This window comes from Evansella tamaricis, from assembly GCF_019042215.1.
Taxonomy (GTDB): Bacteria; Bacillota; Bacilli; order Bacillales; family Salisediminibacteriaceae; genus Evansella; species Evansella tamaricis.
In genome coordinates, this window is the sequence record NZ_JAHQCS010000035.1 from 23,606 (window position 1) to 40,087 (window position 16,482).

Genomic DNA, 16,482 nt, shown 5'->3' on the forward strand with positions numbered 1-16,482 from the left:
AAAAGGTGGCTGTTTTTGTCCTATTTTTATCACTAAGTCTTTATTCATTAAATGTTATTAATGTTAAAACTTTTCCAATCTCGGGTTTATAAGTTGACTGTTCATATACCGTTTCGTTTTCATGGGCATCTAGTACCCAACATGATGCCGGTACTTCTCCTTCTCTAACCTCTTTTACAACGGGAGGCATGGTAAAGAAGGTGGCAGCTATACTCCTCTTATCAACTTCAGAAGAAACCAGAGGACGTCTACCTTGATAATTTTTAATTACTTTAAAATCTTTTGATTGTACAACTGCATATTTGTCTTCTGCAAAATCAACTAACTGATTTAATAGGGCGAACAGTGATACCTTATATTTATTACCAGCTAGTTCTTTCAACGTTTCTATAGTTGCTGTTTGCAAAACAAAATCTTTTTGCAATTCTTTAGAAGGCATAATAATACTTGCAGCAAATTCATGGGCTTCCATTTCTTCAACTTCTTCCGTCAAAAGGGTTGAAGTCCCTATTGGTACCTCATCTAGATTATCTCCCTTAATATCTAAGTTTTTATCCTCATTCTTATTGTACTTTCTAATTGTGTAACTGGACTTTAAGTGCCAAGGTAAGATGTAATGTCCGATTAAGGTGGCAAAAGTGAATTTTTTCCTTGTTTCTAATTGACGATTATCTAGTAATATTACAGGATGATCACCTTGAATTAAAATTCCTTCTCCTTCTGCTAAATTATCTTCTATTATTCTTAACCCTAATTTTGCTGCTATCTTATATAGGTCAATTGGTAATTCTTTGTAAAATTCTTCCTCTAACAAATTATTCGCATAGTCAGTTGGAGTTTCAAATACTCTATCGATTTTAGTTTTTTTTCCAGTTGCCAAAAATGTAGCATAATCTAATAATTTCTCCTTATCATTTGATGGTAGGGAGTGAATTACTTTTAAAATAACTCGCTCCAAACTATTAATTGGAAGTTCTGTTTGATTTTTGTCAATTCCAGAAACAAGATATTCTGTATTTACTTCCAAGGCGAAAGACAGTTTTCTTAACGCTTCATAGGATGGTTTTCTTGCTCCAGACTCGTATTGACTAATTGCTGGTGGCTTCAAGCCAACTTTCTTTGCTAAATCAGCCTGGGATAAATTTAATTCTTTTCTTCTATTTTTAATTCTTTCATTAATGCTATCTGACATCACTCTAATTCACCTCATAACAAAATGTTAATTAGATATTAACATAATGTAAAAACCGTTGACAACTATTATAACAGTTGTTAATATTGTATTAACTTAAAGTTATGGTAATTAAAAGGAAATCTGAAATGCAGTATTAAAATATTCTATAAATCTACTGATATATTGAAAAAATGGAGGGGATGGACAATGAAGTTTTTTCACACTGCTGATTGGCATTTAGGAAAGCTTGTGCAAGGGGTGTATATGACGGAGGATCAGAGCTATGTACTTGAGGAATTCGTCAAGGCTGTAGAAGAGGAAAAGCCAGATGCCGTAATTATTGCTGGGGATTTGTACGACCGGGGAGTGCCTCCTACCGAAGCAGTTAATCTTCTAGATGATGTACTAGAAAAAATCGTCCTTAAACTAAACACACCTTTGATAGCGGTTGCAGGAAATCATGACAGTCCTAGTCGTCTACATTTTGCAAGCAAAATCATGAAATCTAAGGGTTATCACGTTGTTGGGCAGATGTCTAGTAGATTAGACCCGGTTGTTTTAAAAGATGAGCATGGGGAAGTCCATTTCCACCTTGTACCATATGCAGATCCAAGCATGGTTAGACATGCATTTGGAGATGAAGAAATACGGTCCCATAATGATGCTATGAAAAAAATTACGGATGAATTAAAAAACAAGATGGACCCAAATGTACGTCATGTATTTGTTGGACATGCTTTTGTAACACCTCATGGGGAAGAAAAAGATAATACAAGTGATTCAGAACGCCTTTTAGCGATTGGTGGGGCAGAGCATGTGGATGCTAAACTTTTTACAGCCTTTCATTACACAGCTTTAGGGCATTTGCACCAAGCCCATCACGTACTTAATGAAACAATCCAATACGCTGGCTCACCTTTAAAATATTCTATTTCAGAAGAACATCATAAAAAAGGTTTTTATATTGTTGAGTTAGACGGAAGTGGGAAGGTCGAGCTTGAAAAACGATTATTGACTCCAAGACGTGACTTAAGAACAGTGGAAGCAACGATGGAAGAAATACTGAAACACCCTAAAAATGATGATTATGTATTTGTTCGCCTGTTAGATGATACGCCTGTCCTATCTCCTATGGAAAAAGTACGCTCTGTATATCCTAATGCCATGCACGTGGAACGGAAAATACAAATCCATTCTATCGATGGAGATGTTACTAGTGAGCGAATGGAACGGAACAAAATGGATGAATTATCCCTTTTTAAAGCTTTTTATCAAGAAGTAAAAGGAACGGCAGTATCTGAGGAAACGGAAACTATTTTTAAAGAAATTTTGCAAGAGTTTTTAAGTCATGAGAGTGAACAACCACAAGAACTAGGAAAAGAGAAAGCTACTGTAAAAAATTAGGCGAGGGGAGTGAAGAATAATGAAACCTATTAAAATTACAATGACTGCATTTGGACCATATAAAGATAAAGAAGTAATTGAATTTAAAGATTTGAAGGAAAATAAAATATTTGTTGTTTCAGGAAATACAGGAGCGGGGAAAACCACAATCTTTGATGGTATTTGCTTTGCCTTATATGGCTCTGCGAGTGGGGAAGACCGTAGTGATGCTAAGCTTCTCCGTAGTCACTTTGCTAATGATGACGACTATACTTCAGTGGAATTGGAGTTTGAGTTACACGGGAGACATTATCGTATTTTAAGGCAACTACCTCACCAAAAGAAAGGGAACAAAAGCGCCACAGGTGAAAGGTATGAGTTTTTTGAAAAAATTAATGATGAAGAAATACCTTGTGTCGATAGACAAATAGTTTCTGAGATTAATAAAAAAGTAGAAGCCATTATGGGGTTATCGAAGGATCAGTTCAGTCAAATTGTCATGCTTCCACAAGGGGAGTTTAGGAAACTGTTAACTTCCCAAACAGACAATAAGGAAGCTATTTTACGGAAGATCTTTCGAACAGAGCCATATAAATGGTTTAGTGAACGGTTAAAAGATAAGAAAACAGAGAAAGACGATAAGTATAAAAGAGAAGTTCACACGAGGGATCGATACATTTCTGATATTGCTGCTACAATCCCTGAACGTGATGGCTCGACACTTTTTGAGGCCCTTTCACAAGAAACATTTAATACGAATCAAGTAATCGCTGGATTAGAAGAGGAAACAAGTTTTTATAACCATGAAATAGATAAAAATAACAAACGAGCGGAAGATGCAAATGCTGCTTATGATAAAAAGTTAGAAGTTTATCACAAAGCTGAATCAGTCAATGGAGAATTTCGTAATCTGGAGAAGAAAGAAGAGCATCTACTAAGCTTAGAGAAACAAGAGCCGGTGGTTTATGAAAAACAAATACAGCTTGAACAGGCAGAAAAGGCCATCAAAATAGAGCCTTTCGAGCAGCATCTTAAACAGTGGCGACAGGATGAAACAAGTAAAGTTCAGGCACTTAAATTTGCTGAGCAAAAAGAAAAAAATGCGCTTAAAGATTTAGAAAAAGCTCAATTAGTTTATGACACAGAAGAAAAGAAGAAAACCGAGCGAGAAGAAGTTTCGAGGGAGCTAGACCGCTACAATGATTATCTTCCTAAGGTTAAAGAGATTGATAATGACAAGGAAGAGTTAAGAAGTATTAATAAAACTGTTTGGGATTTAGAAGGTAAGCGCAAGAAAATTTTAGAAAATATGACTGACGTCAAGAACTCCCAAGAAAAGTTAAGAAGCAACGTAGAGGGAAGTGAGCAAGCAGCTGATCAGTTCAACGAAAAAAATCAACAATTGTTAGAAATGCGAGACCACGCTAAAACACTTAAAGGATATTTAGATGTTGCAAAAAATCAAGAGGATCTTGAGAAAAAACGTTCAAAGAAACAGGAAGCCTACCAAGTTGAAAAAGATAAATTTGATGCCCTTGAAGAAGCTTGGTTAAAAGGGCAAGCTATCATTCTAGCAGAACATTTACACGATGGAGAGACTTGTCCTGTATGTGGCAGTAAGGAACATCCCAATAAGGCAACTAACCAACAAGGAACTGTACCGACAAAAGAAGAGTATGAGGAAGCAAAGAAACAACGCGATAAATTTCATCGTGCTTACCTTGATGTAGAGGCTCGTCTGAAATCTATCAAAGAACAGCTCGATGACAAAAGATTAGAGATTGCTGAAATTGGTATCCAACCGGACCAAGCACACCAAGCCTATAGCGATATGGTGGAGGAAGGTACAAAACTAAAGGCTGAAGTGGATAAGTTAGAAAAAAGGAAAGAAAAACTCCCACAATTAAGAATGGAAGCGAAAGACCTGGAAGCCAAGCTTAAAAAGCTAGACATTCAAAAAGATGATACTGAAAAACTCTACCAAGAAGCAAAGACAAGTTATACAACGAAAAAAGCGGTATATGAGGAACAGTTAAAACCAATCCCAGAAGAAATTAGGGAACTGACAACGTTAAATGAAAAAATAAATGAAGCCCAAGAACGTAAAAGGAAGTTAGAAAAAGCATGGGAAGATGCCCAAGAGCAGTTAACAGTTACAAAGGAAGAAGCAACCAAAAAGACTGCCGATGTAGTTAATGCTAAATCACGATTGGCAGAGTGTATTGACAAGCGGAAACAAGCGGAAAGACATTTTAATGAGGCTTTACAAGATGCAAGCTTTCCGTCTAAAGAAGCTTACGAGCAGGCGAAAATGCCAAAGGCAGATCGAGAGCAGCTAAAAGTTGAAATAGAGAAATTTAGGAGTGACCTCCTTACATTGAAGCAACAAGTAGCTGAATTGAAAGCATCCCTTAAAGATAAAACGAAAGTGGATTTAGAGGCTCTACAATCGGAAGTAGAAGAATTGAAAAACGCAAATGAAACTGCCGGTGAACAACTAAGACAATCGAAGCAGTATCACCAACAAACGAACGACTTAAAAACGAAAATAACAGAAGCAGAAGAATCGGTGAAAGAAGTGGAAAGGGAACTTCAAATTATTGCTAATCTATATGATGTAGTAAGAGGGCAAAACAGCAGTAAAATATCCTTTGAGCGTTATTTACAAATAGAATTCCTTGAGCAAATTATTGTTGCTGCTAATGAACGGTTACGTCGCATCTCCAACGGACAGTTTCATTTAATTCGCAGTGAACGACAAGAGAGCCACGGAAGACAGAGTGGTCTTGGATTGGACGTTTTTGATGCATATACAGGGCAAACACGGGATGTGAAAACCTTATCTGGTGGCGAGAAATTTAATGCTTCCCTATGTCTTGCACTTGGAATGGCCGATGTCATTCAAAGCTATCAAGGTAGTGTTTCTATTGACACGATGTTTATCGATGAGGGCTTCGGGTCATTAGATGAAGAATCATTAAACAAGGCCATCGACACATTAATAGATTTACAAAAATCAGGAAGAATGATTGGAGTAATCTCCCACGTTCAAGAGCTGAAAAACACTATTCCTGCCATCCTAGAGGTTAAAAAGACGAAGGAAGGCTTTAGTAAGACAGAGTTTGTTATTAAATAAAATTGTTTGAGTATTATGCTAGTTCCCTAGAACAATACCATTAGGGAACTAGCAATTAATATATAATATACAGAATTATCGGGATAAATTTATAAAATGTTAAAAAATACTTAGGGGAAATTTCTTTTGCTGCATTGTCTCGCTGACTGGAAAATAAATAATACTACTAAGGATTTACCTGTTTATTTATATGAGATGAAACTAAATAATGTTGAGCAGCGGCATCAACAAAATTACGCTGTTACATCAGAACTTGCAAAGCTCAATAATTGGCAAATTATTGTATATCATGACCGTTATATTGCATCGATGGATGAAATAAAAAATTGGGGAGAGCATGTCTATACTACGTCCCATAATAGATGTATTAATAATGACACTACCCATGAAAGGAAGGTATTAGAACGATTATTATTACGTCATGTGGAGAAATCGTCTTATGCACGTAAAAATTATGATGTTTTAAATGGAAGTTTTTGGGACAGGGGGACATGTACAGTGGCCTAGTAAAGTTTGTAAATGAGTGGGACTGTAACGTGTCCCAGTTAGATTTGTGGGTAACAGGTACAATAAACTGTCCTTCTCACTCCACCTACGAGCAGGATTAATAAAGAATGTAAGGCTGGGTGATGATTGAATCTTTTCTATTGCTATTTTTTCTATCAGAAAGCTGGCCAAGGGACCTGTCCCCTTGGCCCTTTCAGGGTAGCTTTGATTAATTAAATTGGGATTAGATAAATTGTGGGTAGTAGAAAAACAGATAAGAATAAACAGGAAATGCTGGAGAATATAAGAGTCAAAGATTAAGTTAATTAAATAAAACTGTTCAGCAGAATGAAGTTCTCGAGGGCAGGTATCGGAAAGAGGAGTATTCTTTCACCTCTCCATAAATAAAAGTTATCTTTTGAAATTTTTAACCCGCAATTAGTTTCATAACATCAAGGGTGATATGAGAAAACGAGGATTGTCAGTTAGAAAATTGGCAGAAGAAAGAAGAAATCTTAAGATTACAATACAACAAATAAAATCATCCAAAAACTGTTGGATGCATTAGAACAGATGGTTTTTATTGTAGATAAAGAGGGAAAAGTAGAGACTTGTTCCAGGAGTGAATGTGATGGGGAAAACGATTAAGAACATTATTGCGAATTACCTAAATACTAATAAAAAGATGAACTTCAACTTAGAGGATTTGGAGAACTACGTGCAAGGTGAATATAACTCAATAAATCGATATTTAGAAGCTGGCGGTAGAGAAATATTAAAAAAAGAAATACTAACGCTACAAAAGTTAAATGAAATTGAAGTAGTTAGTTCTCGAAAAAAAGAAAAACACCCACTGATTAAACTGCCTATCCATTGGAGAAAGGTAAAAAAGAAGCACGAAGAGCAGTGGAATCGTTCAGATATTTTAAATTACAGCGTATATTTAAACCTATCGAGTTTTGTGAATTATCCAGAACAACAAACAGAAGAAAACTGGTCCAGGTTAACCCCACTCTACCATTATCTTAAAAACAAAAAAGAGCCGTCCGTCGTTACTACTGAGGAGAGAATGTATCAGCTTTTTAAAAATGAAAAGTGGCTAACCCCCAAGGAAGGAAATGGGAAAAACTTTTTAACTAAGGTAGGATTAACCATCGAGGATTTGGACGCAAAAAAATTTCCTGAACCGATTCCTTACGAGACGCGCGGAAGAATACCGCTAAGTGAAGTAAAAACAGTATTGGTAATTGAAAATAATTCATTCTACCATTCCGTGCGAAGATATTTACAAGAAGAAAGCCAAATAATTGATTTAGAAATAGATATGATTGTGTACGCAAGAGGAAAACAAACGATAGCCAACCTAGAATATCTATACACACTTTTTGATAACGCAGCAGAAAAAGCATACTACTATGTGGGAGATATTGACCCTGAAGGCATTAGTATTTACGCAAAAGTAAAAAGGAAGTACAGTGATTTGTCCTTTAGAATCGCAAAGGGAATATATAGGTGGATGCTAAAAGTAGAGCCAAATCCACCCCATATTGAAAAAGGGCAGAAAGAGGATAAAGTGGATTACGAACTATTCTTGGAAGAATTCCAAGATGAATCAGATGAGTTCTATCGCAATAAGTTACAAGCTCTATGGGAAGGAAAAAGGCGCATTCCGCAAGAAGTAACGAACTACGAAATGCTCAAAGCAAAGGGGTGGAACCATGTTAATTTCTGAAATATGGGACGGATACGAAGAGAGGATGAAATTACTTAATCCCTTTTTTACTTTTGGGAAAGGGATGGAACTAGGTCCTTCAATAAATCCGTATATAGAGAATATTTTGATGGCTGCCCTGCTTGAGCTTTTTTATCGCGAAGTAAGGAATAGTGAAGCAAGAAAAGAGAGCGATATTAAAGAGATTATTAGGGACGTCATGGCAGAAATGAAAATAGACGCCACAGAAAAGGAAATAGAACGATTGGTTGCAGCGATGTTGTATTCAAGTCCTCAAACATTAGATTCATATAAAAGACCTTACTACTCACATAATAAACAAACGTTTTTGCATCATAAGTTTTCCTATTTGGTCGCAGACCAGGATGCAATGGGGAAGAACCCTGAAATAATCTACAGACTTACGGACGATTCTCAATTCATCATATTTTCTAGCAGGGAAATTACAGCAGAACTATCCATCACACTCGAACAATTGTACTTGATACAACTGTTGAAAAAAGGGAATATCGATGGGGTATTGAAACAAACCCAGTTTCTGTTAAATCGCGTCAGAACGTTAATAAACAAAGAAAAAGATTACGGAAAGAGAATCGCAAGAGAACCTAAGATAATTCTTCAAAATTCCTTTGATGATAAAAGTAAAAGAGAAAAAGAGATACAAAATCAATTCAAAGAGGAAGAAGAAAATTTTCAAAAGATGTTTACAATGCTATATCGTTTAGAAGAGAAAAACGAAGGGCTATATGATGAGCAAGCAAAAAAACGCATGAATGAAATAAGGGAGCACCTTCGGTTAACCACCAATAAACATGCTGAGTTTAATACACTGGTAACAAAAAACATAGCATTCATAATAGATATACGGACAAATAGACCTGACTTGCTAATTAAGAATTCGTCTATCCGTTTCAGGGAGAATTACTGGGAAGGATTAATTCAAGAAAAAGGGATTGTGGATGTTGAAATATTTGATAAAACACTAAGTCCTTTGTTATCTCCGGTTTCTCCTGATTTATTCTCATTGGAGAGGATTTGGGAAAGACAAGCCATAACCAAAAGAGATGTCCAAGAAGAACTAGAAGAAGAGGATAAAGAAAAGGTTGAGGTTAAGGCTTATTCCTATCATATAAATTGGGACAATATCTTATCAAAATGGATGCCAATAATGACGCAACTTATTGAAAAAGGGGAATTCTCTATTAAATCCTTCACTCACTTAAAGGGGTGGTCGAAAGACGCCATTGAACTTTGGGTTCAATTTTCCAAAGAAAAATTCATAGTGCCTAGCATTATTCAAGTGACGGAAACGTACGAGGATGACAGGGAAGAGTTCATAAAAAGACTCATTGTAAACAATCCGAGGTTTAAAAAAATACAAAGTTGCGTTATCTACATTGAAAAAGACTCTTCCATACTATTGGAATTTGATAAAACCGTAGTAATTACGGCTGGAACGTTGTACTTGAAAAGACCAAAGAAAGTGGCTTAAAGATGGGAGGAATAGATGTAATGCTCGAAGGGTTAAAGATATATTTCCAACTAGTTAGTAATGGATTTGTACATGCAAAAGAGGAAGAGGGTGTGTTGTATTTTTCCGATGCTGCTATTAGGGATTTTGTGAAGCAGTGTGCAAACGCATCAGGAACGGAAGTATTGGAAGGCTCAGATTATATACACTTGGTAGCTTCTGACAACGGTTCTTTGTTTTCTACCCCATATAGTCAATTGAAACAAAAATTCGGATTTGAAAACCAGGAGCAGTTCCATGTGCTCTGTGTTATCGCTTTGGTTTACCTTGCTGAAATTGATACGGATATTGTAATGAGAAATCAAATGGACATTGAGGGAACAAGTTACTATAAATTAATAAAAGACGTTGAAAATGTTCTTAATGAATGGTCTGAAAAAATAGAAAACGATACAAAATTCGAAGAGCAGTGGGGGATAAATATATGGGAAGTAATCAATGTATTTTCTACTAGAAATTTAAAAGATGAAAAGGCTTCGAAACTACTTCCGTCTTTTAAAACCAAGTCAGCAATAGTCCATATGTTAATGAAGTTCTTAGAAGACAATAACCTTGTTAGAATTTACCCAACCATGGGAACGTTTATTGTCTATCCGACAGAAATTCTTTATGAAAGAATGAATCTAGCTTACAGGGATGACACAAGATTCAATTCCATACGAAACTTAATTTTAAAAAGCCAAGGAAGTGAATTGTAATGGCGGGGATTTTAAGAATAGGAGTATACAACTTAAAATACGACAAACAGAAAAAAGAATACGGAAAACTGATTTTTGATTTCTTAGATGACGAAGGAAACCCGGTCAATGGCGCTATTACTTTCCCTAACGGGAACGGAAAAGGGGCACTGTTGCAAGCCATTAATCAAATCTTCCTCCCTGAAACAAGTTGGGGTGATAAAGGGCAAAATCAAGTTAAGCACTTTTTCATGAAAGGCAGCCAATTCAATCCATATACATTCTATGTTGTTATTGAATGGTGGGTAACACCATTAAAAAGACTAATTACAGGCATCGCCATGTCTGCTGAAAGAGTAACACAACCAACTCCTGAAGTCCGTATCAGGTATAGACTGTTCGGAAGAGAGTTTGAAATAGGGGATTTCAACATGGAAGAGTTGCCAATATGGGATGAAAAAAAAGAATTAGCAATGGGATTAGAAGATTTCGAGGAGTACCTAAAAAAAGAAAAGGAAAAGTACTTTCACAGCGCGCCAAGCGGAAAGTCAACTTTTTTTAAGACTTGTCGAGACAATGGCGTCTATGATTCTGATTGGTCAGAACTTAAAAAAATAAACCGAAAAGAGGCAGGAATAGCTCCTTACTTTGACGATCAAAAGAATGCAACAACAAATGAAACGTTTGTAAGAAACATGCTAATTCCTTCTATCACGGAACGGTACAAATTAATAGAGGACATTGATATTCAAAAAGAAGTGAGTGAACAATTCAAAGACAGTGCATCCATCGCAAAAAATTTACCTTCTTTAGTTAGAAGAGAGAAATCACACCAGGACGTTTTAGGCGTTGTAGGAAGATTCGATTCTAGCATTGAAGAATACGAGACAATCAGCAAAAAATTACAGCATCATAAAGAAATGGGCGAAAATATTGTTGCCAACATTGACAATGTAATGACGCAAATAAATGAAGAAATAACGGACACAGAGAAAGAATTGAATGAGTTGCAAGACCAAAAAGACGAAGTAAGTTGGAAAGAGTCCAATTTGAATTATGCACGTAAAGAAAAAGAACGAAAGGAAATTAAAGAGGAATACGACGAATATCAAACTTTGCTTGATGAAGCAAAAGCAGATTTCGAAAAAGTGGAGGAGCAATTAACACAAGCGGAATTGAATCTTGCCATTAAAAAATACCGCGTAGAAAAAAAGAAATACGATGAAACTTTGGAGAAAATTGAACAGCTAGAGCAATCCGAAGAGATTTCTGAAATCAAAAAGAAGGAACAAGAAGTAGTCGTCTTAATCCAAAAAGACTGGAAAGCTGCCTATCAATCATTAGAAATTGCTCAAAATTCCTACTACTCTTACATGGAGCAAACGGAAACTATAAGGAGGAAAAAGTCAAAGGAAGCTAATGAATTACGTACAGAAATAGGCAGAACTGGTGAGCAATTAAATCAGTTGAAAAAGGACCTAGAAAAATTTGATTCCTTTGCAAAGGAAATGAAGGGAAAGTATGGTCCGGCGGTCCAATCAAAGCCACAAAGCATTCTAAAAGAATTGGTTGAATCGACTAAAGAGCTTACTAAAAATATGAACGACGCACAGGAATCAGAGAAGAATTTTAATAATGAAACTGAAAAAATTAAAGAAGAAATAGGGAAAGTTAAGTCCGATAAGAGGTATCTTGAAAAAAGCATAAAGGAAAAAGAAAAGGACCTTAAAGCAAAAAAAATAAAACAAGAGTATCTTCGTAATAAAATTTCAGAATTACTTACGATAGATATAGAATTTTCAGAACCAACTTTCGAGTGGATTAGTTCCAAGATAGAAGATTTATCTGACCTACTATCAAAAAGGAAAAAAGATGATAAATCGCTACATCTGGAATTACTGAAAATTGAACAACAGCTACAGTTATCGGACAAAGACCATTTTGTGCCTAACGCGGACATTGAAAAAGTTTGCAACGTTCTTTCGGATAAGAACATTTTCTTTCAATCTGGTTCAGAGTTTTTGTCGCAATTGTCATTAGAAGAAAGAAAGGTTTACAATCGAAAGTTCCCTTCATTGAAGTATTCTATATTAGTGATGTCTGACTTAGGTAATACAGAACTTTTTCGTGATGTTTTATTACAAAGTCAGGTAGCTGTTATTGAGAAAAAGTCATTCGAATTAGACACAAAAGAGAACCGTAGGGGCATTCTAATTAACCAGGCAGATACCTTCGTAGAAGACCCATCTATTTGGGAGGAATACATTCAGAAATCCCGACAAAGGAAAAGTGGGGTTGAGGCGCAAATTGCTTCCAATGAAAAGGTCATTTCGTCTGTGTCGCAATTATCAAATCAGCTTGATAATTTCAACGAGAACGAAAGTGCGGAAGTGACTGAAGACCAATTATCATTGGTGAAAGACATGCTCAAAAAAATGAGCAAATTCCTTGAAAAATTAAATAATGATTATGAAATCAAAAAAAAAATGTCAGAAAAAGCAAAAAAAAACTTCCTTCGTTTTCAGGAGAAACTATCGGAAAACAAACAAAATGAAATTCAACTTAATGAGTTCATTTCTGCATTGAATAAAAACAAAGAGGAGAGGGAAAATGAGGCGGAAGTTGATGGCTTATTGAAACAGATGAATGCAGAAGAGAAAAAACTTTCATTGCAAGTAACGGAAATAGAAGCAATGAAAAATAATTGGTTTGCTAGCTATGTGGATTGGAAGTCCGAACAGTCTGGTAAGATTAAAATAATTCAAGAAGTCATACCTGACGCTGCTCTACCTAAAGAAAAAATATTAGAAGAACTAATTGAAAAACCTATTTTGTCTAGTCCTCTATCCACTATTTCAACTAAGATGGAGTATTTTCATAGCCTACGCAAAAGCATGGAAGAAAAACAAATAGAAATAATAACACTGAGAAATGACAGCGTTCATTATTTTAATAGAACAAAAGAAAAGGCAGAAGAACTTCTAGTCTTAAATGCAAACGGTTTGGACATGGAAGAACCATCCGAACCTGTTAATATTTTAAAGAAAGACTTTGATATGAAGAAGTCAAAACGCGACAAAACACAATCGGAGTACAATGAGGTAAAAGGGGAAGTGGATAGGTTATCAGGTTCATTAGAAAGCACTCAAAAGTCAGTAGATGAAATGGTAAAAAGTATTAAAGAAGTGCACGGAAGAAAAGCTGAAGATTGGCTTGGGATGGATTTAAATGTAATAGAAGAATCCATAAATGCCGAAAAAGAAGAAACCGAACAATTAGAAGAGCTAAAGGCAAAGGAAAAGAACTCTCTTGAAAAACTTTTCGGCTCTATAGACAGAGAAAAAGCAACTCTTTTAACTAAAATGGGGATAACAGGAGAAGTGTACTTCCCGTTAAGAGAAAACATCTCAAATAAAATTCGGAACAATGCAAAAACTGTAATCTCGGAATGGGGCATAGAGTATGATGCGCAACTCAAACAACGAAAGGGTGTCTTCCGTCAATTATCAAGTAAGCGAGAAGGTGCAATTATCGATATCAAAAACGCTACTTGGGATGAGAAGTTAAAAGAAGTTATATTGGACAGTTTTCATATGCTCAATATACAAGAGTTATCATCTACAAAAGAGAGGTTAGAAAGCATCAGGAGAGTCTCCCAGTTTGAATTAGATAACTTAGAAAATGATAAAACTAAAGGAATCGAAGCAAGAAAGCGATGGGTGAAGTACGCATCACAATTTGCAGCAAACGTTGTGAAGTCAATTTTTGAAATGGCTGGCGAAATGGTGGTTAAAAACCGTGGAGGACATGATTTCCCGCTCGTTAAGATTAGAAATAAACGTAAATTACCAATTAAAGCAGAGGAATATCAAATTCCATTAGAAGATTTCTTTAATGCAGCTATAACCAAAATCGAAAAGAGTGGAAAGGCAATTGAATCTTTGACCATTAGAGAAATACAGGAATATGTGTCTGTTGCAGATGTTGTATACTCTGCATTAGGTAACCAATATCCAAAGTTCGATATCTATTATTTGGATGAACAGAACGTATTCATGTATGATGTCCCTAGATCTGAATATTACATTGATTGGGAAGAACTTAATGAAGGTTCAGATTCAAGTGCAACAGGTAGTGGTGGGCAAAAGGTGAGCGGAAGAACAATTATGTTCCTGATGATGATGTCTCACAAGAGAAAAGTGTCTGACCAAGATTGGCAATTCATCTATATGGATAATCCACTAGCCAATGCTGTTTCAGCAAGTGTTGTAGACCCAATCTTTGCTATAACAGAAGCTTTGAGGTACCAGTTCATTGTTGTTGCACCCCCGGAGTTAATGAAATCAGAAATATCCATGAAGTTTCCTTCTCTTCATGATTTGTATTTTGAAGAACATCCAAACGGAAAGCGTCGAGTGCATTCTCACAGAAGAAAATACGTCAAACCGAGTTCTTTTATGACAACGAAGTTTGAAGAAGAAGTCGTGAAGTGAATTTGGCAAACGAAACATTAAGCGGACGATTCCGGTGTTTCATTCTTCTTTATGGAGGGCTAGCTAAAACATTATCTGCGCGTTTTGCTCTCATTTAGCTATTTCTGGTAGAGAAGGAAATGCAGAACTATAAAATAGATTAAAGTGTCTAGTCCCTCGATGCAAGGCCATACTTTACTTAGCTATGATCAAATTGTTGAAGAAATAACGAACTTACCATTAGACCAAAAAACGGATTTTCAAACGGAAAAGATTGAAGGTGTACTTGATTTCTTGCAGGAAGGTGAGCTGTACGTTGATGTGGAAAATACGTACATCAAACTAAAAGATTATGAAGAGTATAAACAAGTGGTAGTCGAAATAGTAAATAGTCGTTTAGAAAAGAGTTTATCCAGCGAGCAAAACTGGTGAAAAATTATTGATGAACAATTTGGAGAACTTCAAGAAGGGAATGAAGAAAACACTCAACGTGCTAGAGATGAAAAGGCGAAAGCGTTACAGATTCTTGAATCATCTAAACTGTCAGTCCTATTAGGAAGAGCTGGGACAGGTAAAACATCCGCATTGGGAATTTTCGCTTCTACGTTAATAGAAAGTAAAATTCAAACATGGATAAATAATAGTTGAGTTATTTCTGCCAATCAACATAGAAAAATAGATAACTCTCTATGTAACCTTAACTTTTTAGTAATTCATCTTTTTATCAATGTTAAGTGGCTGCGTGGTTGGAGTTAGCTTAATGACTTATGAACGGATTCCGAATAAAGGAGTTCGTTTTTTCTTTATTGCTTGTATATTAAAAGAATTTTAGGAGTTTTTCATTTTAAAATTGAAAGGTTAAATGTCAGTAATAGTACCGGTGAGCTATGCAATGAGTGCCTACTCTCCCATGTACTAAATTTTTAGCGTACCGTGGGGGCAAGGCACCGCTTTCGAGTGTCACCTTTTAAGTCATAAAATTTCTATTTGATATCATAACCTCGTATGGAATCAGTCTGTAATAGGACAATTTTCTCAACTCATATGTTAAGTATGAGGAGGGATGGTATGGCTAATAGTTCAATAAAACATGATTCGCATGATGATATTGTATATATATCATTGGACAAGATAGTTCCTTTATACAACCCTAATGTGACGGGTGTGTTTCTCACTAGAATGAAAGGGAATTTCCAGCACCTATCGACCTTTGATTTACTATTCCCTGTAGAGAAAGATCCTAAAAAAGATGAATATATTTTGGTTGGAAAATATGATTATTATCATTTTATCGTTAATAAAACTTTGATGAAGACTGTGCCTTGTATACTAGAACCATATTCAGGGAGGGTTTCTCAGTATTTTAAGCTTTTGAGAAGAAGTCACCCAAGTGGTGAACAAACGAAAAGTACACGGCAAAGTGTATTGAAGTTACTAGAAAGTAGAAAAGTGATTTGGAAAACTGTCATCCAGTATACCTCCTTAACAAAAAAAGAACTTAGTGACCTTAAATATAACCCAACAATTCCATCTGAACATATAAATGACTATACAACTGAGATAACATTAAACTGGATTGATAATCAAGCATTTAGGCCGGAAGTTAAGAAGTTCTTATACAAACGTGCTGGACTTCCTTATAGAGATCAAAAAAGATTAACAGACGAAAGAAGAAAATTTATTGTTTCTTTTTTAAATAGAGAAAAACGTTTTGCAAAGTTAACAGAATCACAACAAATAAAGGTATTATCTAAGGCCATTAATTTTAAGGCAACAATGTTTGACCATCTCAAAATACTAATTGATGACTATCTTAGCTAAAAGATTAAAATAAATAGTACAAATGCTTGGCCAAAAAGAATTAAAGACATACCCTTTAATGTCTTCACTG

The 16,482-nt window shown here is 35.6% G+C and carries 10 protein-coding genes; 9 read left to right on the forward strand and 1 reads right to left on the reverse strand.

All coding sequences use genetic code 11. The annotated features are described in order from the left end of the window. Positions 1-40 precede the first annotated feature (40 nt). Positions 41-1,192: a helix-turn-helix domain-containing protein gene (locus KS419_RS02060; RefSeq protein WP_217064417.1), complete on the reverse strand. Its 1,152-nt coding sequence runs from the start codon at positions 1,190-1,192 to the stop codon at positions 41-43. A gap of 189 nt (positions 1,193-1,381) precedes the next feature. Between KS419_RS02060 and KS419_RS02065 the strand changes: the two genes are divergently transcribed. From KS419_RS02065 to KS419_RS02105, 9 genes are all read left to right on the forward strand, one after another. Then, positions 1,382-2,578, forward strand: a complete 1,197-nt coding sequence (locus KS419_RS02065) for an exonuclease SbcCD subunit D (RefSeq protein ID WP_217064418.1) — start codon at positions 1,382-1,384, stop codon at positions 2,576-2,578. A 19-nt stretch (positions 2,579-2,597) separates the two neighbouring features. Beyond that, on the forward strand, positions 2,598-5,693 hold the full coding sequence (locus KS419_RS02070) for an AAA family ATPase (RefSeq protein WP_217064419.1): 3,096 nt from the start codon (positions 2,598-2,600) through the stop codon (positions 5,691-5,693). A gap of 126 nt (positions 5,694-5,819) precedes the next feature. Further along, a complete protein-coding gene (locus KS419_RS02075; protein ID WP_217064420.1) occupies positions 5,820-6,200 on the forward strand; it encodes a hypothetical protein in 381 nt (126 codons plus the stop codon). Between the two features lie 610 nt (positions 6,201-6,810). After that, complete coding sequence (locus KS419_RS02080) at positions 6,811-7,911, forward strand: DUF2399 domain-containing protein (RefSeq protein ID WP_217064421.1); 1,101 nt, start codon at positions 6,811-6,813, stop codon at positions 7,909-7,911. Continuing rightward, entirely contained in the window at positions 7,898-9,403 is a 1,506-nt protein-coding gene (locus KS419_RS02085) for a hypothetical protein (RefSeq protein ID WP_217064422.1), read from the forward strand. The genes KS419_RS02080 and KS419_RS02085 overlap by 14 nt, the downstream gene beginning before the upstream one ends. Positions 9,404-9,405: 2 nt before the next feature. Next, complete coding sequence (locus KS419_RS02090) at positions 9,406-10,140, forward strand: DUF6063 family protein (RefSeq protein ID WP_217064423.1); 735 nt, start codon at positions 9,406-9,408, stop codon at positions 10,138-10,140. After that, a complete protein-coding gene (locus KS419_RS02095; RefSeq protein ID WP_217064424.1) occupies positions 10,140-14,612 on the forward strand; it encodes a rhoptry family protein in 4,473 nt (1,490 codons plus the stop codon). Before KS419_RS02090 ends, KS419_RS02095 begins: the two co-directional genes overlap by 1 nt. 159 nt (positions 14,613-14,771) lie before the next feature. Beyond that, a complete protein-coding gene (locus tag KS419_RS02100) occupies positions 14,772-15,023 on the forward strand; it encodes a hypothetical protein (RefSeq protein WP_217064425.1) in 252 nt (83 codons plus the stop codon). 636 nt (positions 15,024-15,659) lie between these two features. Further along, entirely contained in the window at positions 15,660-16,412 is a 753-nt protein-coding gene (locus KS419_RS02105) for a hypothetical protein (protein WP_217064426.1), read from the forward strand. Positions 16,413-16,482: the final 70 nt, after the last annotated feature.